The 20,367-nt window shown below is 34.5% G+C and carries 14 protein-coding genes and 2 tRNA genes; 8 read left to right on the top strand and 8 right to left on the bottom strand.

Features of this window, described 5'->3' with window-relative positions:
* Positions 1-80 precede the first annotated feature (80 nt).
* A complete protein-coding gene (locus CCPUN_RS00505) occupies positions 81-1,277 on the bottom strand; it encodes a DEAD/DEAH box helicase (RefSeq protein ID WP_133281636.1) in 1,197 nt (398 codons plus the stop codon).
* A 539-nt stretch (positions 1,278-1,816) separates the two neighbouring features.
* Here CCPUN_RS00505 and rnr point away from each other — a divergent pair.
* The 5 genes from rnr (at position 1,817) to ruvC (ending at position 7,111) form a co-directional block, all read left to right on the top strand.
* A complete protein-coding gene (gene rnr, locus CCPUN_RS00500; protein ID WP_133281635.1) occupies positions 1,817-3,961 on the top strand; it encodes a ribonuclease R in 2,145 nt (714 codons plus the stop codon).
* A gap of 128 nt (positions 3,962-4,089) precedes the next feature.
* A tRNA-Pro gene (locus CCPUN_RS00495) sits at positions 4,090-4,166 on the top strand.
* 89 nt (positions 4,167-4,255) lie between these two features.
* The gene (locus tag CCPUN_RS00490; protein ID WP_133281634.1) at positions 4,256-5,098 is read left to right on the top strand and encodes a M15 family metallopeptidase; all 843 of its coding nucleotides are present in this window, start codon (positions 4,256-4,258) and stop codon (positions 5,096-5,098) included.
* 394 nt (positions 5,099-5,492) lie between these two features.
* On the top strand, positions 5,493-6,404 hold the full coding sequence (gene lipA / locus CCPUN_RS00485) for a lipoyl synthase (RefSeq protein ID WP_240034333.1): 912 nt from the start codon (positions 5,493-5,495) through the stop codon (positions 6,402-6,404).
* Between the two features lie 155 nt (positions 6,405-6,559).
* Complete coding sequence (gene ruvC, locus CCPUN_RS00480) at positions 6,560-7,111, top strand: crossover junction endodeoxyribonuclease RuvC (RefSeq protein WP_133281632.1); 552 nt, start codon at positions 6,560-6,562, stop codon at positions 7,109-7,111.
* Positions 7,112-7,206: 95 nt separating this feature from the next.
* Here ruvC and CCPUN_RS00475 read toward each other — a convergent pair whose 3' ends face one another.
* The 6 genes from CCPUN_RS00475 to CCPUN_RS00450 all read right to left on the bottom strand — a co-directional run bounded on the left by CCPUN_RS00475 (position 7,207) and on the right by CCPUN_RS00450 (position 11,952).
* Positions 7,207-8,355, bottom strand: a complete 1,149-nt coding sequence (locus CCPUN_RS00475; RefSeq protein WP_165941871.1) for a DUF898 family protein — start codon at positions 8,353-8,355, stop codon at positions 7,207-7,209.
* Between the two features lie 249 nt (positions 8,356-8,604).
* Entirely contained in the window at positions 8,605-9,381 is a 777-nt protein-coding gene (locus CCPUN_RS00470) for a TatD family hydrolase (RefSeq protein WP_240034332.1), read from the bottom strand.
* An 18-nt stretch (positions 9,382-9,399) separates the two neighbouring features.
* Entirely contained in the window at positions 9,400-9,906 is a 507-nt protein-coding gene (locus CCPUN_RS00465; protein WP_133281630.1) for a metallophosphoesterase family protein, read from the bottom strand.
* 68 nt (positions 9,907-9,974) lie between these two features.
* Positions 9,975-10,952, bottom strand: coding sequence for a flotillin-like protein FloA (gene floA / locus CCPUN_RS00460; protein ID WP_133281629.1), 978 nt, complete (start codon positions 10,950-10,952; stop codon positions 9,975-9,977).
* Between the two features lie 214 nt (positions 10,953-11,166).
* A complete protein-coding gene (locus CCPUN_RS00455; RefSeq protein WP_133281628.1) occupies positions 11,167-11,631 on the bottom strand; it encodes a DUF4293 family protein in 465 nt (154 codons plus the stop codon).
* 247 nt (positions 11,632-11,878) lie between these two features.
* Positions 11,879-11,952 (bottom strand) — tRNA-Asp (locus tag CCPUN_RS00450).
* 290 nt (positions 11,953-12,242) lie between these two features.
* Between CCPUN_RS00450 and CCPUN_RS00445 the strand changes: the two genes are divergently transcribed.
* The 3 genes from CCPUN_RS00445 to CCPUN_RS00435 all read left to right on the top strand — a co-directional run bounded on the left by CCPUN_RS00445 (position 12,243) and on the right by CCPUN_RS00435 (position 15,046).
* Positions 12,243-12,524 carry an HU family DNA-binding protein gene (locus CCPUN_RS00445; RefSeq protein ID WP_133281627.1) on the top strand — a complete coding sequence of 94 codons (282 nt, stop codon included), beginning with the start codon at positions 12,243-12,245 and terminating at the stop codon, positions 12,522-12,524.
* 423 nt (positions 12,525-12,947) lie between these two features.
* Positions 12,948-13,271 (top strand): hypothetical protein, encoded by a 324-nt coding sequence (locus tag CCPUN_RS00440; RefSeq protein WP_133281626.1) that lies wholly within the window; start codon positions 12,948-12,950, stop codon positions 13,269-13,271.
* Positions 13,272-13,456: 185 nt separating this feature from the next.
* Positions 13,457-15,046: a hypothetical protein gene (locus tag CCPUN_RS00435; protein ID WP_133281625.1), complete on the top strand. Its 1,590-nt coding sequence runs from the start codon at positions 13,457-13,459 to the stop codon at positions 15,044-15,046.
* A 121-nt stretch (positions 15,047-15,167) separates the two neighbouring features.
* Here the strand turns inward: CCPUN_RS00435 and CCPUN_RS00430 are convergent, their stop codons facing one another.
* Positions 15,168-19,526 (bottom strand): translocation/assembly module TamB domain-containing protein, encoded by a 4,359-nt coding sequence (locus CCPUN_RS00430; RefSeq protein WP_133281624.1) that lies wholly within the window; start codon positions 19,524-19,526, stop codon positions 15,168-15,170.
* Positions 19,527-20,367 lie beyond the last annotated feature (841 nt).

The raw sequence follows: 20,367 nt of genomic DNA, 5'->3' as shown, positions 1-20,367 counted from the left end.
AATTTCATGTACAGCTCATCGAACAACTAAAAAAACCAACGCACAAATGCACGTTGGTTCTAAAAGAAAATTTAAGAGCTTTAATTTTCATTATAGTTTGAATAGTCCTTTCTTGGCGTAAAAGGATAGGATGACCTAAGCCGATTGGGTCTTGCTTCTCCCTCTCGCCTTAATGGCCTTCTCGTTTCTCTTTCTACTGGTTCATTGTGAATAATACTCCAGAGTCTTTTTTCCTGAGAAGAAGCAATCATAGAAAATGCAAAACCCGTTGCACCGGCCCTCCCAGTTCTACCAATTCTGTGCGTATAGTCTTCCGCTGTTTGTGGAAAGTCATAGTTGATTACATGTTTAATATGATCAATGTCTAGACCCCTTGCAGCCACATCTGTTGCGACGATAATAGAATAACGTTGATTTCTAAAATCTTCTATCACTCTCTTTCGGTGGTATTGTTTTAATCCGCCATGGATTACCTGGGCATTATAGTTAGCCTCTTGTAATTGATAACAAACATCGTCCGCTTTTATCTGAGTTTTTACAAAAACGATAATAGAACCTTCACGTTCATTAAGTTGTTTTACTAAAATATCAAACTTATCTGATTCTGAAACATAAAGACACTCTTCTTTAATGTTTTTTTCTTCATTATCATCAATTTCTATATTAATTCGTGCTGGGTCTTTTAAATAGGCCCTTGCAAGTTTTTCAATACTTCTATCTAATGTAGCCGAGAACATTAAAGTTTGCCGTTCAACGGGTAGCCGTTTGATAATCTTATCGATTTGAATAGAGAATCCCATGTCCAGCATACGATCAATCTCATCTAATATTAGAAAAGAAGTATCATTGATATGTAATGAGCCTCTATACAAATGATCTTCGACACGACCAGGCGTTCCCACAATAACGTTAGGATGTGACCGTAAACGCATTAATTGCTTCCCAATAGGTTCTCCACCTATTAATAATGCAGTACGTAAATGTTTACAACCACTAGCCATGGTTGACATAACCCCTTCTACTTGTTCCGCAAGTTCTCGTGTAGGAGCTAATACCAATACCTTTGCTCCAGGTTCGTTCATAAGCTGTGCAACTACAGGTATAGAGAAAGCCGCGGTTTTTCCACTGCCTGTTTTGGAAGATCCCAGAATATCTTGACCCGTTAAGGCCACTGGGATGACTTGATCTTGAATTGCAGTAGGCGTATCATACTGCATTCTTGCCAGCGCTCCTAATAGAGCTGATGGCAAGTTGTAATTTTGAAAAGTGTTGTTCAAAGTACGATTTTTAATTTTTAAAGACTTTCAATATGCTGTTACACATCAAAAATTCTAACATTACTAGTAACTTCTTTACTTCTACCATTTTCACTTATTAGTGAATTGATAAATCCAGATCTTTTGATTGGATTAACCCATTTTACTACTCTGTCCATGAGAATATAATCACAAAATATTATAATTAAATATACCTACAGACCTCAGACGTCTAATTAAATTTTCTTAATTTTAGATTCCTGTTAAATGATAGCAAAGCAAAAGCATCTTAAAAACTTTAGAATAATTTACAAGACGCTACTTGCAATATAGTATTTTTATCCTGAAAAAACAACAATTCTTTAAAAGATTCTGATAAAATTAATAGATTTTATCAGAAATAATATGATTATAAGTTACCTAAATAGATCCTCAAATTACTTGTTACCTATCCCAAATAATAGTGTGACGATAGTACCATCTGGGTTTTATCAACTATTTGCCGTAACTTTCTTCTTCCTAGAACATTGACAAACATATAATGCCTAAAATCTGTATCCATGCCTAAAATACCGATCAAAGTTAAAAACAAAAAGAAAGTGTTAAATTACGTTGAATCGATTCTAAAGATATTAATGGAGGACCCGAATTGTACCTATACGACACAACAGTTTCGTGCTTCTCTAAACATTAAAACGAAGTCAGAAAGAATACAATTAAGAAAAAACTTATTAGATCTTTTACAACAAGGTAAAATCAAAAAAATAAGCCAAGGACGTTATCTATTTTTGCATAATCACATTGACTTAATAGGTCGAGTAGACTACGTACGAACCGAATATGCCTATATCGTTATTCCTGATTATCCAAAAGATATATTGGTTCTTCAAAAAAATATGTTATCTGCACTAGATAAAGATTTAGTCAAAGTTCGCTTACTTTCAAATGGACGTCGCAAGCGCCCAGAGGGAATCGTAGTGGAAATTATAGAACGTAATACGGCACCAATTATTGGACGAATCACATCATTATCTGGAGAACAATTGACAGCTGTCTTCAATCAAAGACACGCATCATACTTAGTTGCAATAGAAGAGGGACATTTACTAAAACTACAAGAAAATGATAAAGTGGTTATTGCATTAACCTCCTTTCCTGATAAGAATAACCAATTATCCGGAAAAATTGTCAAACATCTCGGACAAGCTGGTCTCCATGAAGTAGAGATGCATGCAGTAATGGTGGAATTCGGATTAAATGATGTATTTCCAGAACATGTGCTTAATGCCACTAAGGATTTGCCTATGGCTATTCCCACGAAAGAGATAGCACGCAGAAACGACCTAAGGGAAGTCCCCACCTTTACCATAGACCCTGCAGATGCAAAAGATTTTGATGATGCACTTTCCTATCAAAGATTAACTAATGGTCGCTACCAAGTGGGTATTCACATTGCAGATGTAAGTTATTATGTTTTGCCAGATACGTTATTAGATATGGAAGCTTATGCGAGAAATACATCTGTATATCTTGTAGACCGTTGTATTCCCATGCTGCCAGAGTTGCTTTCTAACGAATTATGTTCTTTACGTCCTAACGAAGATAAATTAACTTTTTCAGCCATTTTTGAGTTGGATGATCGTGGAAATATCTATGATCAATGGTTTGGTGAAACAGTTATTCATTCTAATAGAAGATTCTCCTATGAGGATGCGCAAGAAACAATTGATAGACAAGCAGGCGATTTTTATCAAGAACTTACGCAACTGAACCATTTAGCTAAACAGCTTCGAACAAAACGTGTTAAAAAAGGAGCGATCAATTTCGAAACAAGAGAGCTGTCATTTAAGCTCGATGCAAATGGTAAACCACTTCAAATTATGCCTAAGATCCGTAAAGATACCCATAAGTTGATAGAAGAATTTATGTTGCTAGCCAATAGAGAAGTCGCAACTTATGTGGCTAAAATGAAGAAAAAATCTGAAAAGCTTGGTCCTACCTTTATATATAGAACGCATGGCCATCCAGATCCATGTAAACTCAATGATTTCTTCTCTTTTGTACGACAACTGGGATATAAGATTAATGTGGGAAATAGACCAGTTGCTAAAGTTATGCATGAATTAGAAGAGGTAATAAAAGGTAAAGAAGAGGAAAATATTATTCAATCGCTTGCCATCCGTTCCATGGCTAAAGCCCTTTACACTACGAAGCCAGATCCTCATTTTGCATTAGCTTTTACTCATTATAGCCATTTTACCTCACCCATTCGAAGGTATTCAGATTTATTGGCTCATCGTCTATTAAAAAAATACTTAAATGGTGAATGGATTTATGACGTTGATACCTATGAAAAAAAATGTCAATATGCTATAGAACGAGAGGGTATTGCTGCAAATGCAGAAAGGGCATCCATAAAGTATAAGCAAGTGGAATTTATGCAGTATCTAAGGGATGAGGTTTTTGAAGGTATTATTAGTGGTATCACAGAATGGAGTATCTATATAGAAGTTATATCCAATGCATGTGAAGGCATGGTAAGAGTATCAGATCTTTCTGATGATGAGTATATTTTTGACGAAAAAAATTTCCGAGTTGTTGGCACGCGTCATAAAAAAAGTTACCGTTTGGGCGACATGGTAAAAGTAAAAGTGAAAAGCTGTGATGTAGACAAACGGTTGATTCATTTTCTTTTACTCCAGTAGTCAGTTTTTATCTAAGTTAATTTTTTATATTTTTGATGTAGACTTGTTTTACATCTAGTATACAAATAAATGTAAATAAGTAGCAATGCTAGCATTGTAATAGATTTAGCGTGTATAATTTTACAGAACGGGGTGTGGCGCAGCCCGGTAGCGCACATGCATGGGGTGCATGCGGTCGGAGGTTCAAATCCTCTCGCCCCGACCACTAAACTATAAAAGTAAAGATTCTATGAGTAATTATAAGCAAACTTACAGTCTTTCTGTTATAAAAATTTTTCGCGTAAGCTTTATAGTATGATACTAAAAAAAAATCTTAACTTATTGATTGTTATTGCTTTTGCAATAATGTGTAAGACAACAGCATCTGCAGAGGAAGCTAAGGCTCCTTGGTCTATTCCGGTCGTAAACTCAAAAATCTCTACCAACGTATTGTATCTGCCTATTGCAGATGATCGGGTAAAGACAATTCCCATACAAGATTGTGACGAAGTACTCATTGATTTGCTTGTGGTAAATCATCCAAGAATTAAATCAACCATAAGTTTTGATAAACGACCTCAAAAAAAACACAGTGGCTATGCGCATGTTAGACTTGGGGTATATAAAAAACTACTGGCTATGCTAGATTTTTTACCAAAAAATGTTGGCATTGCCTATTTTGAAGCATTTAGGCCATTAAGCAAACAAAAACAATATTTTGATAGGAAATTTAGAGAGATTTTAAGTAAAGTACAAAACAAAGAAATAGCATATCAAGAAGCTTCAAAATATGTATCGCCTTTTATTGATAATATTCCGCCCCATGTTACGGGTGCTGCAATTGATATGATGCTTTTTGTTATTAATGGTCAACGTGAGGAACTAATGGATATGGGAACATGTAGTATTGCCAAGAACCAACATGAAACATTTTCTGAAAAAACAAGTAAAAAACAACGAGAGAATAGATTAATATTACTCCATGCAGCAATTCAAGCTGGATTTATTAATTATGGATTCGAATGGTGGCATTATAGTTATGGTGATAAAGCTTGGGCTTATGTTAAACAACAAGAAGCTGCTATATATGGATTAATCGCTGCACCTAATGAAATACCCTCTATGGATAAGGATACGTATCTAAAGAATTTTAATTAATAGTTATGTTTTTCTGGTAGTAGTTTATTGTGTTAAGAACATAAAGGAGTAATCCGATGTGATGCTGTGTATTGATTGGCTAATCACAAAATGTATCCGACATTCTGCACTAAAAAATGTAATTTTTTACAATTGATTAACAATTAATTATGGCATTTCTATTAAAAATTTTGGCTGTACGTTAGCTTGCGCATTCATTTTCATCTAATAGTCAATAATGCTATATATAAATATATTTAGCATTGTTTTTGATTGTATTCATAATCATAATAAAAACAGATCAGAATATCGGAAATATTTATATAATATCATATTTTAACCATTACTCCATCACGTAACATCGGTTAATATTTTGTATAAATTTCGATATCTTTAAGAAGTAATGGGTATAGGGATGCGACAAAGCATGTATGCTTCTTTGCTCTTAAATTTACAAATAAAACATAAAGTGTCTACCGAGCTAACTGAAAAGAAACAACGTCCTGACTGGTTACGCGTTAAATTACCAACAGGAAAACATTATGCAGCCGTACGTGATATTGTAGATAAACACAAGCTACATACGATTTGTACCAGTGGTAATTGCCCCAATATGGGAGAATGTTGGGGCGTGGGTACGGCAACTTTCATGATTTTAGGCAATATTTGCACCCGTAGTTGTTCTTTTTGTGCTGTAGCTACTGGAAGACCTACTTTTTATGACAAAGAAGAGCCCAAACGGGTTGCTCAAGCCATTCATCTTATGGGCGTTAAACATGCTGTAATCACTTCAGTCAATAGAGATGAGCTTAAAGATCGTGGTGCGGAAATTTGGCACCAGACGGTTCTGGAAACCAAAGCTTTGAGTCCTACAACAAGCATAGAGACTTTGATCCCAGATGTTCGGGGAACCTGGTGGGCGCTTGAAAGAATGATTAGTGCTGGACAGGAAGTTGTGTCTCACAATATGGAAACTGTAGCAAGGCTTTATAGAACCGTTCGTCCTCAAGCAAATTATGCGCGAAGTTTAGAACAACTTAAACGTATTAAAGAGTATGGTAAACGTTCAAAATCAGGAATTATGCTTGGATTGGGAGAAACAGATGATGAGGTTTACAAAATTATGGATGATTTGCGAGAGAATGGATTAGATGTTTTAACGTTAGGCCAATACCTACAACCCACAAAAAAACATCTTGAGGTGGTGGAGTTTGTTCATCCCGATAAGTTTATGCATTTCAAAGAAGAGGGACTTAAACGTGGCTTTGCTTATGTAGAATCAGGTCCACTGGTACGTTCTTCTTATCATGCAGAAAAACATATATGAGATGTTGGTGGTTTAAATAGATTTCTTTCGAAACGCATTATGTAACTCCATGTTATAATAGTCCTCAACTATAGGGCTGAAAATTAGCTTCGAAAAAAGTCTGATGTAGATATTATCCTTTTTTTTATCACATCTTCTTTTTAATTTGTGCTATTATGGGTGAAAAAATTATTTTAGGACTGGATCCGGGAAGTGTCATTATGGGATTTGGTATTATCAAAGAAAACAGCTTAGGTAGTGATACCCAACTGGTAACATATGGTGTTTTTCAATTAAAAAACTATAGAGAACATATGTTAAAAATGCGCCATATTTATACAAGTATGATGGATTTATTACACAAATACACTCCAGATGAGGTAGCTATTGAGGCTGTTTTTCATGGCGCAAATGTGCAATCCATGCTCAAGTTAGGTAGGGCACAAGGCGTGGCCATTGCAGCAGCATTGGCTTGTGAAATTCCCGTCACAGAATACGCACCTCGTAAAGTAAAACAGTCTGTTACTGGAAAAGGCAATGCTTCTAAAGAGCAGGTTGCTGCTATGGTTAGTCATCTATTGGGCATATCTATAGCATCTGTACCCTTAGATGCTTCAGATGCTCTAGCAGTAGCCCTATGCCATAGCCAACAACGTATAGCAACAGCTAATAAAGTTAAAAATTGGTCTCAGTTTGTGGCAACGCATCCCAATCGTATAACATCTTAATGTATATATGCACAAATCTTTATCAAGTTGCCCAGGGAGTGTATGAGCAACTTGAAACGAGACGATTTATACCCTGTATGGTATCCCAGCTAAGCCTATATGATCATTGTAAGGGGAACTACACCATAATCGGTATCGAAAAAAGATTGTTTTTGTGGAACTACATTCCCCGACTCTTCTGCCTCTGCTTGAATTTTCTGAAAAGCATCTAGATCCCCAAGTACAAAAGTGTGCTTTGCTCTATAAACAACCCGGCGTTGTATCACATTAGCAACAGTAAATGCAATGGCTAATAGATATAAAACAAATATACTAACTGCTGCTAGCAAAGAACTTATAGAACTATGATTCAATGTCATTATGACCCAAAATACTATACATGCTAATAGTACAGTCATTAGATCTTTTAATATAATCATCAAAAATCCGCCACCAGTATCTGTAACTTTTAATTGCAGATTTCCTATAGTTGTATTGTTCAAGGTATGTCGCCGCAAGGCTGCCCAGTACCACAAATAAGATAACCCAAATGTAAAAAAAGACAATAATCCTGTAATAATATTGGTAAGTCTCAGTGAACCTATAGGAGCTTTGTGAAAAACAAATGGTATGCCTCCATATTGGGTATGTTTTGTAACATAATCATATGATGCAACATCAAATCTATGCATTAAGAATCCAAAAGAAAGGATATTCAAAAACCTATATAGCAATCTTTTTCCTGCATATATAAAGCAAGACCCCCCTAATGTTATCCGTGCTCCTTTCCAAGTAATACGTGAAAAAACGTAACGATAAGATAAATAGGTAAGTATGTCCGCATAAGACAAAAATAGTATAATGAATGTACTTATACAAAGTAGCTCTGAATTTATTGTTTTTAATTGATCCATACTTAGATGACCAAACATCATTGTATATATATATATGGTCATAATCTTATTACATAGTATAAAGCTATCGAATCCTACAAATAGTAATTGGTAGCAGAAGAAAAGTAAAAAAGTCAATAAAAGAGTCAATAAAAACCCTTTAAATAATTCACCACCCGTTCCTGTATACTTCAGGTTATAAGAACCTAATTTAAACTTACCAATTACATACCGGCGCATTTTTGCCGATCCCCAACAAGAATGGATCCCCAATGTAATTATATGAAAAAATAAGTTTATAAGTCCTAATTTAAATATTTTACCTAATTTCCCCTCATATTCTAACTTATTTATGTCTTCTTCTTGATTCATATTTTCTTCCATTTTATATACCATTTAAATGCTAAAATTAAAAACGAGGAAGGCTATAATATAAGGGAATTATCGGGGATAACTTAACAATAAGCTGGCCATTATCCCTCCTAATATATACGCTTATTTATACAAAAGCCTCAAAATAAACATAGATCTTACCTCGCATCCATTAAGCAATATAAAATAATTTTATACTGAATTCAAATAATTATGGATTTTTAAAAAAAAATATCAACCATCTAAGCGCTATTTGCTGAGCGCAAAAAGCCGTTCTGCGTTTTGAGTGGTTATAGAGGCAATTTCTGAGCATATTACTCCCTTTATTTCTGCAAGTTTTTCTGCAATGTAACGCAAGTAGGCAGGTTCATTGCGTTTTCCACGATAAGGCGCTGGAGTTAGGTATGGGCTATCTGTTTCTAATACCAAGTGGGCAAGATCTATGGTACGTATGGTTTCTGCCAATCCACTTTTAGGAAGGGTAATAATTCCTCCAATACCTAAATATAGACCAAGCTCGATGCATCTTTCAGCCTCTGTGAGATTTCCTGAAAAACAATGCATAACACCTTTCAAAGTTCCATCCTGCTCTTTTTCTAGTATCTGCAATACTTCTTTAAATGCATTCCTACAATGAATGGCCACAGGTAGCTTATATGCTTTTGCTAAACGGAGTTGTATGCTAAATGCCTCTTGTTGCTCCATAGACAAATTCGTATCGTGATAAAGGTCTATACCGATTTCTCCAATTGCTACAAATGAAGCTTTCTGTAGCCATCCTTCTACCAGGTATAGTTGTCGAGTAAAATTTTTTGTTATATGACAGGGATGAATACCCATCATCGGAAAACAATATGTGGGGTAAATGGTTGCTATATCCATCATGCTGGTTATCGTTTCTTCATCTATATTGGGCATACAGATCTTATGCACATAATTTTCTTGAGCCCTTTGTAATATTTTTTTTAATTCTAATTGAAAATCATCTGTGTATATATGTGCATGTGTATCTATAAGTTGTATCATATGTCAATCGTTAGTGATTTATATAAGCTGGGCTCTAGCCCCTAACTCTATGGCTTCCATATGGTTAATATGTTTACCCTGAATTTCAAAACGCAATAGGGTGCGCATATGATGAAACCCATGCTTTCCCGCAGCACCCGGATTGAGAAAGAGTAATGGTGGGTGTTTTTTATCGTGCATAACCCTCAATATATGGGAGTGGCCACATACTAAAATATCTGGAATCTCCTGACCTAGTAATGTGCGTACTTGTGGTGTGTATAAGGGGGGATTGCCAGCTATATGGATCATCCATACTAGAATTTGTTCACATTGAAATTTTTGGATTTCAGGACATTTATTCCTTATTGCTTGGCCATCGATATTCCCATATACAGCCCGAACCTTTTTAAATTTGCTTAATGCTGTTAGCACTATTGGATCACCAATGTCTCCTGCATGCCATATTTCATCACATGGTGCAAAGTGATCAAAAACCTTGGGATCTAGCCATCCATGTGTATCTGAAATTACACCGATTTTCATAGTAGTTGTTTTTCCTGTATAGCTGGAATGGCCATTTCTTTACTTTTCTCTAATACAACTTTATGAAATTAGTGTCCTTGTTCAGGTAGTGTATCTTCTGCTACACTTGTACGCATCTGCGTATCTGCTTTAATATTTTGCATACGGTAGTAATCCATGATACCTAACTGTCCTTGTCTTAAAGCAAAGGCCAATGCCTGTGGCACTTCTGCTTCAGCTAAAATAACCTTAGCTCTGGCTTCTTCAGATTTGGCTTTCATTTCTTGCTCTAAAGCTACTGCCATGGCGCGCTTTTCTTCAGCTTTGGCGTCAGCAACACGTAAATCGGCATTCGCCTGATCTATTTGAAGTTTTGCACCAATGTTATCTCCTACATTAACATCTGCAATGTCTATGGAGAGTATTTGGAACGCTGTGCCCGCATCCAAGCCCCTATTAAGGACCAGTTGTGAAATCTTATCGGGATTCGCTAGTACTTCTTTATGACTCTCAGAAGAACCAATGCTGGTAACAATACCTTCACCAACCCGAGCTAAAATGGTCTCTTCACCGGCACCACCTACCAGCTGTTGGATATTGGCTCTAACAGTAACCCTTGCTTGCGCAATAAGCTGAATTCCATCCATAGCAACAGCAGACACAGAAGGCGTATTGATTACCTTGGGATTAACAGAAATTTGCACAGCTTCAAATACATCTCTACCGGCTAAGTCAATGGCAGTGGCCTGTTTGAATGAAAGACTTATATTTGCCTTATCTGCAGATATAAGTGCTTTAATAACAGAAGGTACATTTCCACCAGCTAAATAGTGTGTTTCAATTTCTGTTGTGGTTAATTTAAGTCCAGCTTTGGTAGCCACTATAAGTGCATCTACAATAACTCTAGGAGGAACCGTTCGGATACGCATAAAAACCAACTCAAATAGTCCAACTTTAACCCCCGAAAAGCGCGCAGTAATCCACAATCCGACTGGGAAAAAATGAAGAAAAACGAACAGGCCAACAGTAAAAAAGAGTCCTAAATAAATCTTTGTAAGGAACACCATATCATTAAATTTAGTAAGCGTGTAAAAAATACAAGGTTATTCATGCTACATGTCATGGTTATCATTTAGCACTTTAAGCCATGTTAAAAAAGTTATATCCCAATGTATATATAACAAAATTAATCTATTTTACATAGTTATCAAAAATGTGGCTAAAAATCTGAGAAACCCGAAAACTAAACTTGTTCCTTTGGAGGTTAAACCACTATTTCAACTATCTTAGGTTATCATTATTAACAAGCTTTTCATCATGCCTAATATGATGTTGTGCTAACAAATTAGCTGCTAAAGCAATAAAAGGCAATGCAATACCTATTTTATAGTTACTTAACCCATTAGGGAAATATACTCCATCCATCTTGTGTATAAAAAAAATGAGCAATAACATAAGCGTAATAAGCCCAGCATGTATGATAGTAGTAAGTTGAAGCTGTAATTTTCTGTTATCATGTCTAAGGATAGTATATACCAAAAATACAAGCATAAAAAGAATGAGTAAAAGAGATGAATTATAAGGGAATAATGTATTTTGTCCAGAAGAATGTATCACAGCATACGCATTAAGATACAAAGAACAAGTACCATCAACAGAAGTTTTTGTCCATATAGTAATCTTAATAAGGGCTGCTATAGATATAAAAACTACTGCTAAATATATAGATTGTACTCTTTGAAGCATAGAAAAATCCTAAACGAATAAAAAAACAGAAAAAAAGACAAGCAATAAGAAAAACGAAAATATAAAAAAAGAGAACAATACAAATCAAACATATGTTCTCTCAAAATCAGTTTGATCGTATTATTCTCTAAAAGACCGAATAGCTAAGTACCCTAGCAGAACAAGCTACACAACACGTAAAAAATCATGTAAGCACTTTACGCTTGTACTAGAACATAAACCTTTCCTTTTTCTAATTTTATACAAGCGGTCTGGACGGGACTCGAACCCGCGACCTCCTACGTGACAGGCAGGCATTCTAACCAACTGAACTACCAGACCGTTCATTCATATTAATGGCTGTAAATATTTTTTACTAAATGTAAATTTAATACATAAAATTATATTTATCAAAATAATCATCATTATTTACCAAAATAATTGCAACTTCAAATTGTCTCACGTAACTTCATGTCATGATAATGAAGTATTATGGTAGAATGAGTTAGTTTAGTTAAAAAATAGACATAATCTATATCTCTAGCAACTTACTAGGATAAACCATACTTTAAGAAAGAATAAGGTTCTTGTTGAATAAAAGATTATAATAGTTTTAAACTCAATTACAAATTATGACTAAAGCAGAAGTAATATTAGCAATATCACGTAAAACAGGTCTTGAGAAAGAAGACATTAGAATCATAATAGATGGGTTAGTATCCGTAGTTCAGGATTCTGTTGTAGCAGACCAACGTGTACACTTTAGTGGATTTGGTAGCTTTTTTAGGAAGAAACGTGCAAAGAAAATTGGACGCAACATCAGTACAAATACAGCAATCGTTGTAGAGGAACATTATATACCAGCTTTTAAGCCTTCTAAATTTTTCATGGCTAAGATTAAGGCTTCTAGTTAATGGGCATAGGCAAAATTAATATTCTTTTATACATAGCAGGTGTCCATTGTTAGCTATGTCAGGCTGTTTGGTTTATGCATCATGAGGGGTTCCGTAAAGGATTGTATAATGTGCAAACTGAGTAAAGGTATCTAGAATTAGATAAAATAATTATAAGTTATCTACTCAGTTTTGCACATTATCGATAAGCTCTTTCTCTGTTTTTATACGATAGGTCACGTAATAGAGCCATTTTTTCTTAAAAAAACCAATGATTAAGATAAGTACCCTGCTTTAATCTTATATAGCTTCTAACTATGCAGCCTGAATGCAACCAAAATAGACTTAGAATATAACCCAGAAAGCTTGTCTATGCTACATAGGTAAAACATGATACCTAACCATATAGCTTAATATTTTTTTTACTTTCATATTTATTAAGACATGCGCAAGTATGGTGTCTTTTTATTACAGATCATTGCAATTTTTTGCCCTTGTATAGTAAATGCCCTACATTCTTTTGATGATTATATAGAACAAATATACCAACGACATAATTTTACAGAAGAACAAGATTTTGAATCTATTAGAGAAGCATTACAAGATGCTTATGCTGTTCCATTAGATTTAAATAATATATCTCAAGAAGAACTATCTAGTTTAGGAATATTATATGAGGATCAAATAAAAAATTACTTTAACCATATAGCTCATACGGGCGCTCTTTACGCTCTGTACGAATACAAGCTATTCCCAGTTTTGATTTAACCACTATAACGTTATTAGTACCTTTTGTTTATGTTGTAGAAAACTATGGCACACCATCAAAGGGTAGTAATCATGCTTTAAATCAAGGGAATAGCTTTTTTCTCTTTCGGTATGAAACACCCATTCAATCCACTACTCATCAACAGTCTACACAGAAACGGTCAAATAGTGCACCATTGGGCAACTTGGATAAGTATATTGCCCAATCTTTCTTAAAGTATAACAATGATATGACATGGGGCATTACAGCTAGAAAACAAGCGGGAGAAGCATTTTGCTGGGATCATGATACACATCGATATGGATTTAACTTATGGTCTGTCTTTGTTCAATTAGATGGCCAAAAATACTTTAAGCGCATGGTCATTGGTGATTATCAAGTTGGCTATGGGCAAGGTTTATTATTAAGTAGTGGTTATTTTCTTCCAAAAGGCTCAGATGTGCATACTATAATATGTTCTCATAACACAGGCATTCGTCCTTATAAAGGGATTAGACGTGTAGGTTTACGTGGCCTTGCTATTACATCTGTCTTAGGAGGTATTGAGCTAACTGCATTTTATGCAACCAATAATTTGGATGCGAAAATAGCAATAGGTGAAGATGGTCAACCCTATACCAGACATATAGATCCTACTGGTAAATACGATACAAACAATAATTTAAAGAAAAAAGGGACTGTTCATGAGCAGGTGGTTGGAACAACCATTTTAAGAAAATCTAATAGAAATCAAACAGAACTAGGCATTAATATAATGTATAATTATTATGATGTTCCCATTCTTACGGAGGAAAATTATGCTGTTCCATACTTATTGCAAGGGCAATGTGCCTTAGCTACCAGTTTATTTTATCGTTTCTTATGGAAGAATATAATCTTATTTGGAGAATATGGCATCAACTTTTCTGATCCAGCTACTAAAAATAAACAAGGTAAACATGCAGTAATTCAAGGCATTTTGATAAGTCTTTCTCGTTATGTAGATTTTTCTTCTTCCATATATTATTATGGAACAGGGTTTTATAGCCCCTACGGGGGGTCCGTACATGCTACAGATAACGCAAATAAAAAAGGATTGAATGCGATTGTTAAACTAACCCCTTGCCCAAGTTGGCAAATAGTAGCTGATTGGCATACTTTTGCTGTTTTACATCCTAAAACCAGGAGTTCCATAGTAGGAAGTGGTAATCATTTCACAACACGTTCTTGTTATGTCTTTAACCGAAAGACTTTATTTACCATTCAACAGAGATTTAAAGAGGGCCCTAAAGCAAATTCGAAATTCAAACAAAATAAAACGATCCAAGACAATAAAGATAAAGCTATAAAAAACAGCATTAAATGTAAGGTTGATCACCAAATTACCCCTGCTTGGCGCACAAATATAGAAGCCCAATATGTGTATCATGCTTATTCAAATCAAACATATCATGGATATGCAGCATCTTCTAGGCAAAAGTGGAAGGTCAAAAAATGGCAATTATCGTGGAAGATAACTGGTTTTAAGGCAGAAGATTATACTACTCGACTCTATTTTCATGAGCCAGGTCCATTATATGGCGGAACACGGTTTACTCCCTATTATGGAAATGGCATAGCTACTAGTTTTTTAGTATGTTGGAAGCCGATTTCATGGTTTCATTTAGCGTTAAAGTATGGGTTGGTTTATGCTGTTAGTGATTTACATCAAATAGCTAAACCGAAAAGCACGCGCAGTTCTTTATCCACTCAAAATAAGCAGAATGGTCTTATACAAGTCATAGTACGTTTGTAATGGCAAAAACTAGACAGCACTGGTTTTAACGTAACAATCCAAGCTACTGACCGTTAATAACGATATGTATAAAGGGGCTCCTGGGGCTTTAAAAAAACATATTTTCTTGCTGTATCTAAGATTATCGAAATCTTTTGGTGTAAGTAAGACTGATTCCAGAGAGACTAAGTGTTGAAAATCCACTTTCTAGTGGATGCTGATAAAGCTTAGCAGTCATATTATTCATCTTTGAAAATAGATAGGCAATTTCCCAATCATTTATTAGATTGGAAGATTGACCAAGTGCAGTTGAAAGCCTAAGATTCCGTCCTAGAAGCATATAACTAACTTTTATTTTAGTTTTTTCTAGCAGATTTAGATTTCTTTTGTTCCATTGAGCAATACCTAAATCTGTTTCTATTTCTAGATTTCGGTCTATTTTTGAGACTAAATCTTGTATTTGTTGAGACAATAGGTCATTTATACTATTGCTTAGTGCATCCCACCCATTAATCTCTTTTGTATTATACACTTTTTTAGCCATTAATAGGCTTAAAATCTGTTTGCCACGATAATTCTTATCCAATAATGCTTTTGATGTGCATTCTTCCAATGCATTATTTAATTCAGAATCGATGCTCTTTACTGGGAAAGAAACACTATAAGTAATATGTGGATTCCCTAAAGAGCCACTTGCATAAAGAGAAATTTCTGCTGGAATAGGTCGCTTATCATTGCTTTTAGGACATAGTTCCGTTATAGATGCCATCTGTGTATAGGATGCCCGAATGTGCGCAATGCCTTCTTGTGGATAACCACTAAAGGTTACTTGGCTATTGGGTATGATGGTGAAATTTTTCTGAATTAAATTGTAAACAGAAATAGCGCAACTGCCTTTTTTAAAAATATAGTCACCTATTAGGTAGGGTTTACGATCAGTTCCTATCTCTAGCTGAATATTTCCTACGCCTCTTCCTTTAATCATGTCCTTACTATTGTAAGAGCCAAATAAAACCGTAGTTTTTACGGTTGGTAAAATAGTTAAATTAAGTAATAATTTTATAGATAGCTTATCTTTATTTTCTTCTTTGGTATCCGTGGATGTATCATTTTCTTTGCTATTATTTGGTTGTTTATAAACAAACCGAACCAGTTGTGTTGTATTATCGATCTGATCCTTATTGGATGTAATAATGCTAAAATCACCCTTGTCGGTTGTTGCCTTAGCTTTAAATACTAGGTTGCGAATAGGCCCTTGTATTTGTAGTGTCCCACTGCCATATAAATTGCCATAAAAATCAGCATTATGTATTTGCGTTGTATTTAACAGATGTAGCGTTGATACTTTCCCAGAAAGTGACAAAGGAAATCCATTGACTAACTCAAGCGTTCCACACAAGTTGGCATAACCTGATTGGCTATCATGCAACTGTAATGAATGAATGTGTAAGATGTTTTTTTTTGCTTCTATTGTACCATTTATTTGATAAAGTGTATTCCAAAAATCTATTTTGAGTTGTCCTTTATCTACGTTACCCTTTCCATTTAACTCAAGTTTGTGCAAATGATTCCCTGTCAACTGAAACTTACCAGTTAGTTTTCCTTTTATTTCTGAAAAAATAGATATAACAAAAGGATTAACTAAATCAAGTTCCATTTGGTTTAATGTAGTAGTAAGCGATAGATTGTTTTTTCCCCCACCCAGCGTGTAGTAACCGTGTGCTTCTAATGGTGTATGTCCTTTATGCACTAATTTCCCTTCTAGAGCTAGTTTGTTTTCTAATTCATTCCAGTATACTTTTGCAGTAAAATCACCTATTGATTGATCTTTAACCTTACATTCTTTTACATGTATGTTGCCTGTTGTAGTAAGTATATTTTTTATATGGTGGACTGCTAATGTAGCATCTATAGTGCCTTGACATGGTCCTTTAATTACTTCTGAAAGATAATGAATAGGAATGTCATGTATCTTACCATATAGCGCATTGTCCTTGCTCGATTCGCTAAGTTTTCCTCCAATATGAATCGTTCCTTGTCCATCTGTTATAAATAGGTCTCCAATGGCGACCTCTTTTTTAGAAACAAAACTAGATCTTTGTGTTTGTATGCTCCACACCTGATCTTTCACTGTTAAGTTAGATGGTAATAAGTCAATTTTTATACTATCTTGTGTAAAAGATCCTGAACCTTCTACAAAAAGGGAGCTTTCATATGCTGGTATTGTTAATTTATTTGAAATAAAAAACATATTTTTGCTGACCTCAAGCTGCAAGGAAAGCATAGCTGTTTCAATCTTTTTATGCCAGTTTTGCTTTTCTGAAGTACAGTTTAATTGCACAGATCGAAGCTTTTCATTCGTTGCGTGATGAATCGTTAAATCAACCTTTGCTTGCTCAAACTTCAATGCTTTAAAATAAATATCTGAGGACTTCGTTACTTTTAAGGAACCATGGTATTCTTTATCATAAATAAAATAACCTACTAATGTAGTAGCAGGAGATACATAGATATTCTGTGCAAAACAATTCAATATAGGAGATATGTTTTTGCAATGGATGGTATATTGTACATTAACTAAATCGGGTATGTTTTCGTTATTTGCCTGATTTTTGATCTTATGGATCCAATGGGTTAGATGCTTGATGAAACTGTTAATGGTAAATTTCCCTTCTAGTTTACAGTCGATTAGAGGTGAGGTCAGGGTGAGTAGATTTTCTGTTCTAGATGACAATGAATTTATTTTTAACTCTTTTACCATTAGTTCGTTTTTCGATTTTTTAATCTTTGTCTGATCAAATGTACATTGCCCTACTGGAAATTTGTCAAAAACATGATCCATATTTAAGGAAAATTTTGTACTAATCTTTAATGGATAGTTGGTTAAAGCAATTTTTTCTAAATGAAGTTTTCTTATGATACCATCTATTTTTAGGTTATTTGGTTGCTTAAAATTATAGCTTCCCTCTATGGCCAAATCAGCATGTATATCTTTGCTATTTAAATGAAATGTCATCATTCTGTTATCTATGCTACAGGAGGTTGTCATATTTTTATAATCATATGTACTACTGGTCATTTCCATTCGGTCTGCAACTGTATGGATGCTAAAGGTGTTGCTATGTATATCATAGCCCCTTCCTTTGACCTGAAGTAACGCAGAAATAGATGATATAGGGAAACTTGGCAAGATCTTATGTATGGCTATATCTGTTAGCTCTATTTTACCATTGTACATTAAGTCTTTTTCTTTATCAAAGTATTCTATTGCAAGATTTGTAGATACATTGCCTAAATTTGTGGAGAACTGTCCCGTCAGATTATTTTTTTCGGCATTACCAGTTAGTTGGGCATTATTGAATAGTATATAGGTCAGTTTATTTAAATAGGGCATTATTAGAGTCTCTTTTTCGAGATAGGGTAAAAGATCTGTGGTATGCAGTAGGCCATTTGTAACGGAAATGTTCTTTATGGTATTTTTGTCTTTGCCTCTATAGCAACCTGTAGTCTCCACATAACTGCCTAAATTTCCAAAGGAGAGCTTGCAGTTCTCCCATATCACACAATCAGATGCTACAGACATCGCTCCATGTAGTTTGTAACATGTGTTGATTTCCTGAAAAGAACTTAAGAAATGGGCAAGGTCAATGGATGATAAAGTTGTTTCATTAAACGTTGCTTCGAACAATAGCTCTTCTTTTTTATTTGAAAGTTTAGCCATTTTATTTTTATTGCTGAGCTTAAAATCTCCTTGTAGCCTACTATGGTTTGTTAAAAGCTGACAGTCATTAAGCGCAAGGCTATTGGGGGTAATGGCAAACTGTGTAGTTAGGTTTTGTAATGGAAGGGGTAGACCACTAGTACCCTTATAAGAGAGATTAGTTATTTTGCCACTGTTGTAGTTGGTAGAAGAGCAAAAATTTTCTACAGAGAGATGTATATCTTCTACTATAATACGTTGTTGCCTCTCCTGGCTATAATAGTCAATATAGATATTATTAAGAAGCATATTTCTGATAAAGAGATCAGTTTCTGTTTCTGGCACAAAGGGAAAAATAACCTTTGTATAAAAGGACATGATGTTTAAGTTTTGGTTGCTATCTTCTTCTAAGAAGAATTTGCCATTAGATATGGTACATGTGTCCACGATATCCGGTTTAAGCAAAAGCAGACTAAAGGGTTTAATTTTGCAATGGAGTTGATGAACATGAAAAAGGTGTTGTTGTTGGGGATCTATTGCTTCTATGCCTGATAGGGTAATGTGTTGTAGCCAGGTTAGTTGTATGTTATCACATTTGATTTTATATGGTGTCGTTTTATTTATTTGATTTAAAAGTCTATGAAGTAATTTTTGCTGCACTACAGGTAAATGCAATAGGCCTATAACAGTCATAAAACATATAGGAATAGCAACTAAAAGCGTTGTTGCTAAACGTATACACCATGCCTTAATGTTCTTTTTTATTTCTTTCACAAGGTAAGTAGTAGTTTTTTTATCCATTTAATTGTTTTTCCTTTATGGTATTTATAAAGGCGTTACGCATAAACTGAATCAATCTAAAATACTAACTAATCTTGTTTTTAGCTAACCAATGCATAGAGAAATTTTCGATAGCACTTATATTTCTGTTTTTTAGCCATTCTCAAGTTGTCCAACCCTATATCTTTTATTTTGAAAATAAAAGATATAGATGTAAACTTGTGGTAGTGAATAATACCTATTCCTAACGATAGAGACCGTTCGGTCATTCATTGCTATAAGTAGTCGGCCCTGAAGTATTATTTATTACATTGGTTATCAGATTTAAAAATGGTATTTTTGCACTAAAAAATAACAAGTTTTTGCTATGTTTTGTACAGAAACCTTGCAAATTGATGATAATACCTTTCAAGCACAAACAGGTCAAGTAAATTGCTCCAATGACTCATTGTTATGTTTTATCATTTTATATATAATATGACTTAAAATCAATTTAATTTCTCAAATTAATGATCATGCACAAAAATTTTTGTTACAAATAAAATATGCAAAATGGGTTAATTTTTCCTTGTTTTATAAACAAATTTATATGTGAATATGTAATTGAAAATCAACCATATGGTGAATACTTCAGGGCCGACTATGTACTTTTCTATTTTACATAGGTTTTATCCCACATTCCGCTAGTTTTGTCCCAAGGCATAAAAATTACGTTGATTCTTTATAACTCCCCAGGTGCCTTTTTTGAATTTTGTAAAAAAAAACTGATTGTTAAATATAAATATTTGGTGGTGGTACAAATATATGATGGGATAAAAGACTGACATTGAGGATTTTCCACTATATTTGATAAAAAACGGCT

Source organism: Cardinium endosymbiont of Culicoides punctatus, assembly GCF_004354815.1.
In the GTDB taxonomy this organism is placed as follows: Bacteria; Bacteroidota; Bacteroidia; order Cytophagales; family Amoebophilaceae; genus Cardinium.
Note: the sequence above shows the minus strand (reverse complement) of the source record. Positions and strands in the feature narration are given on the sequence as shown.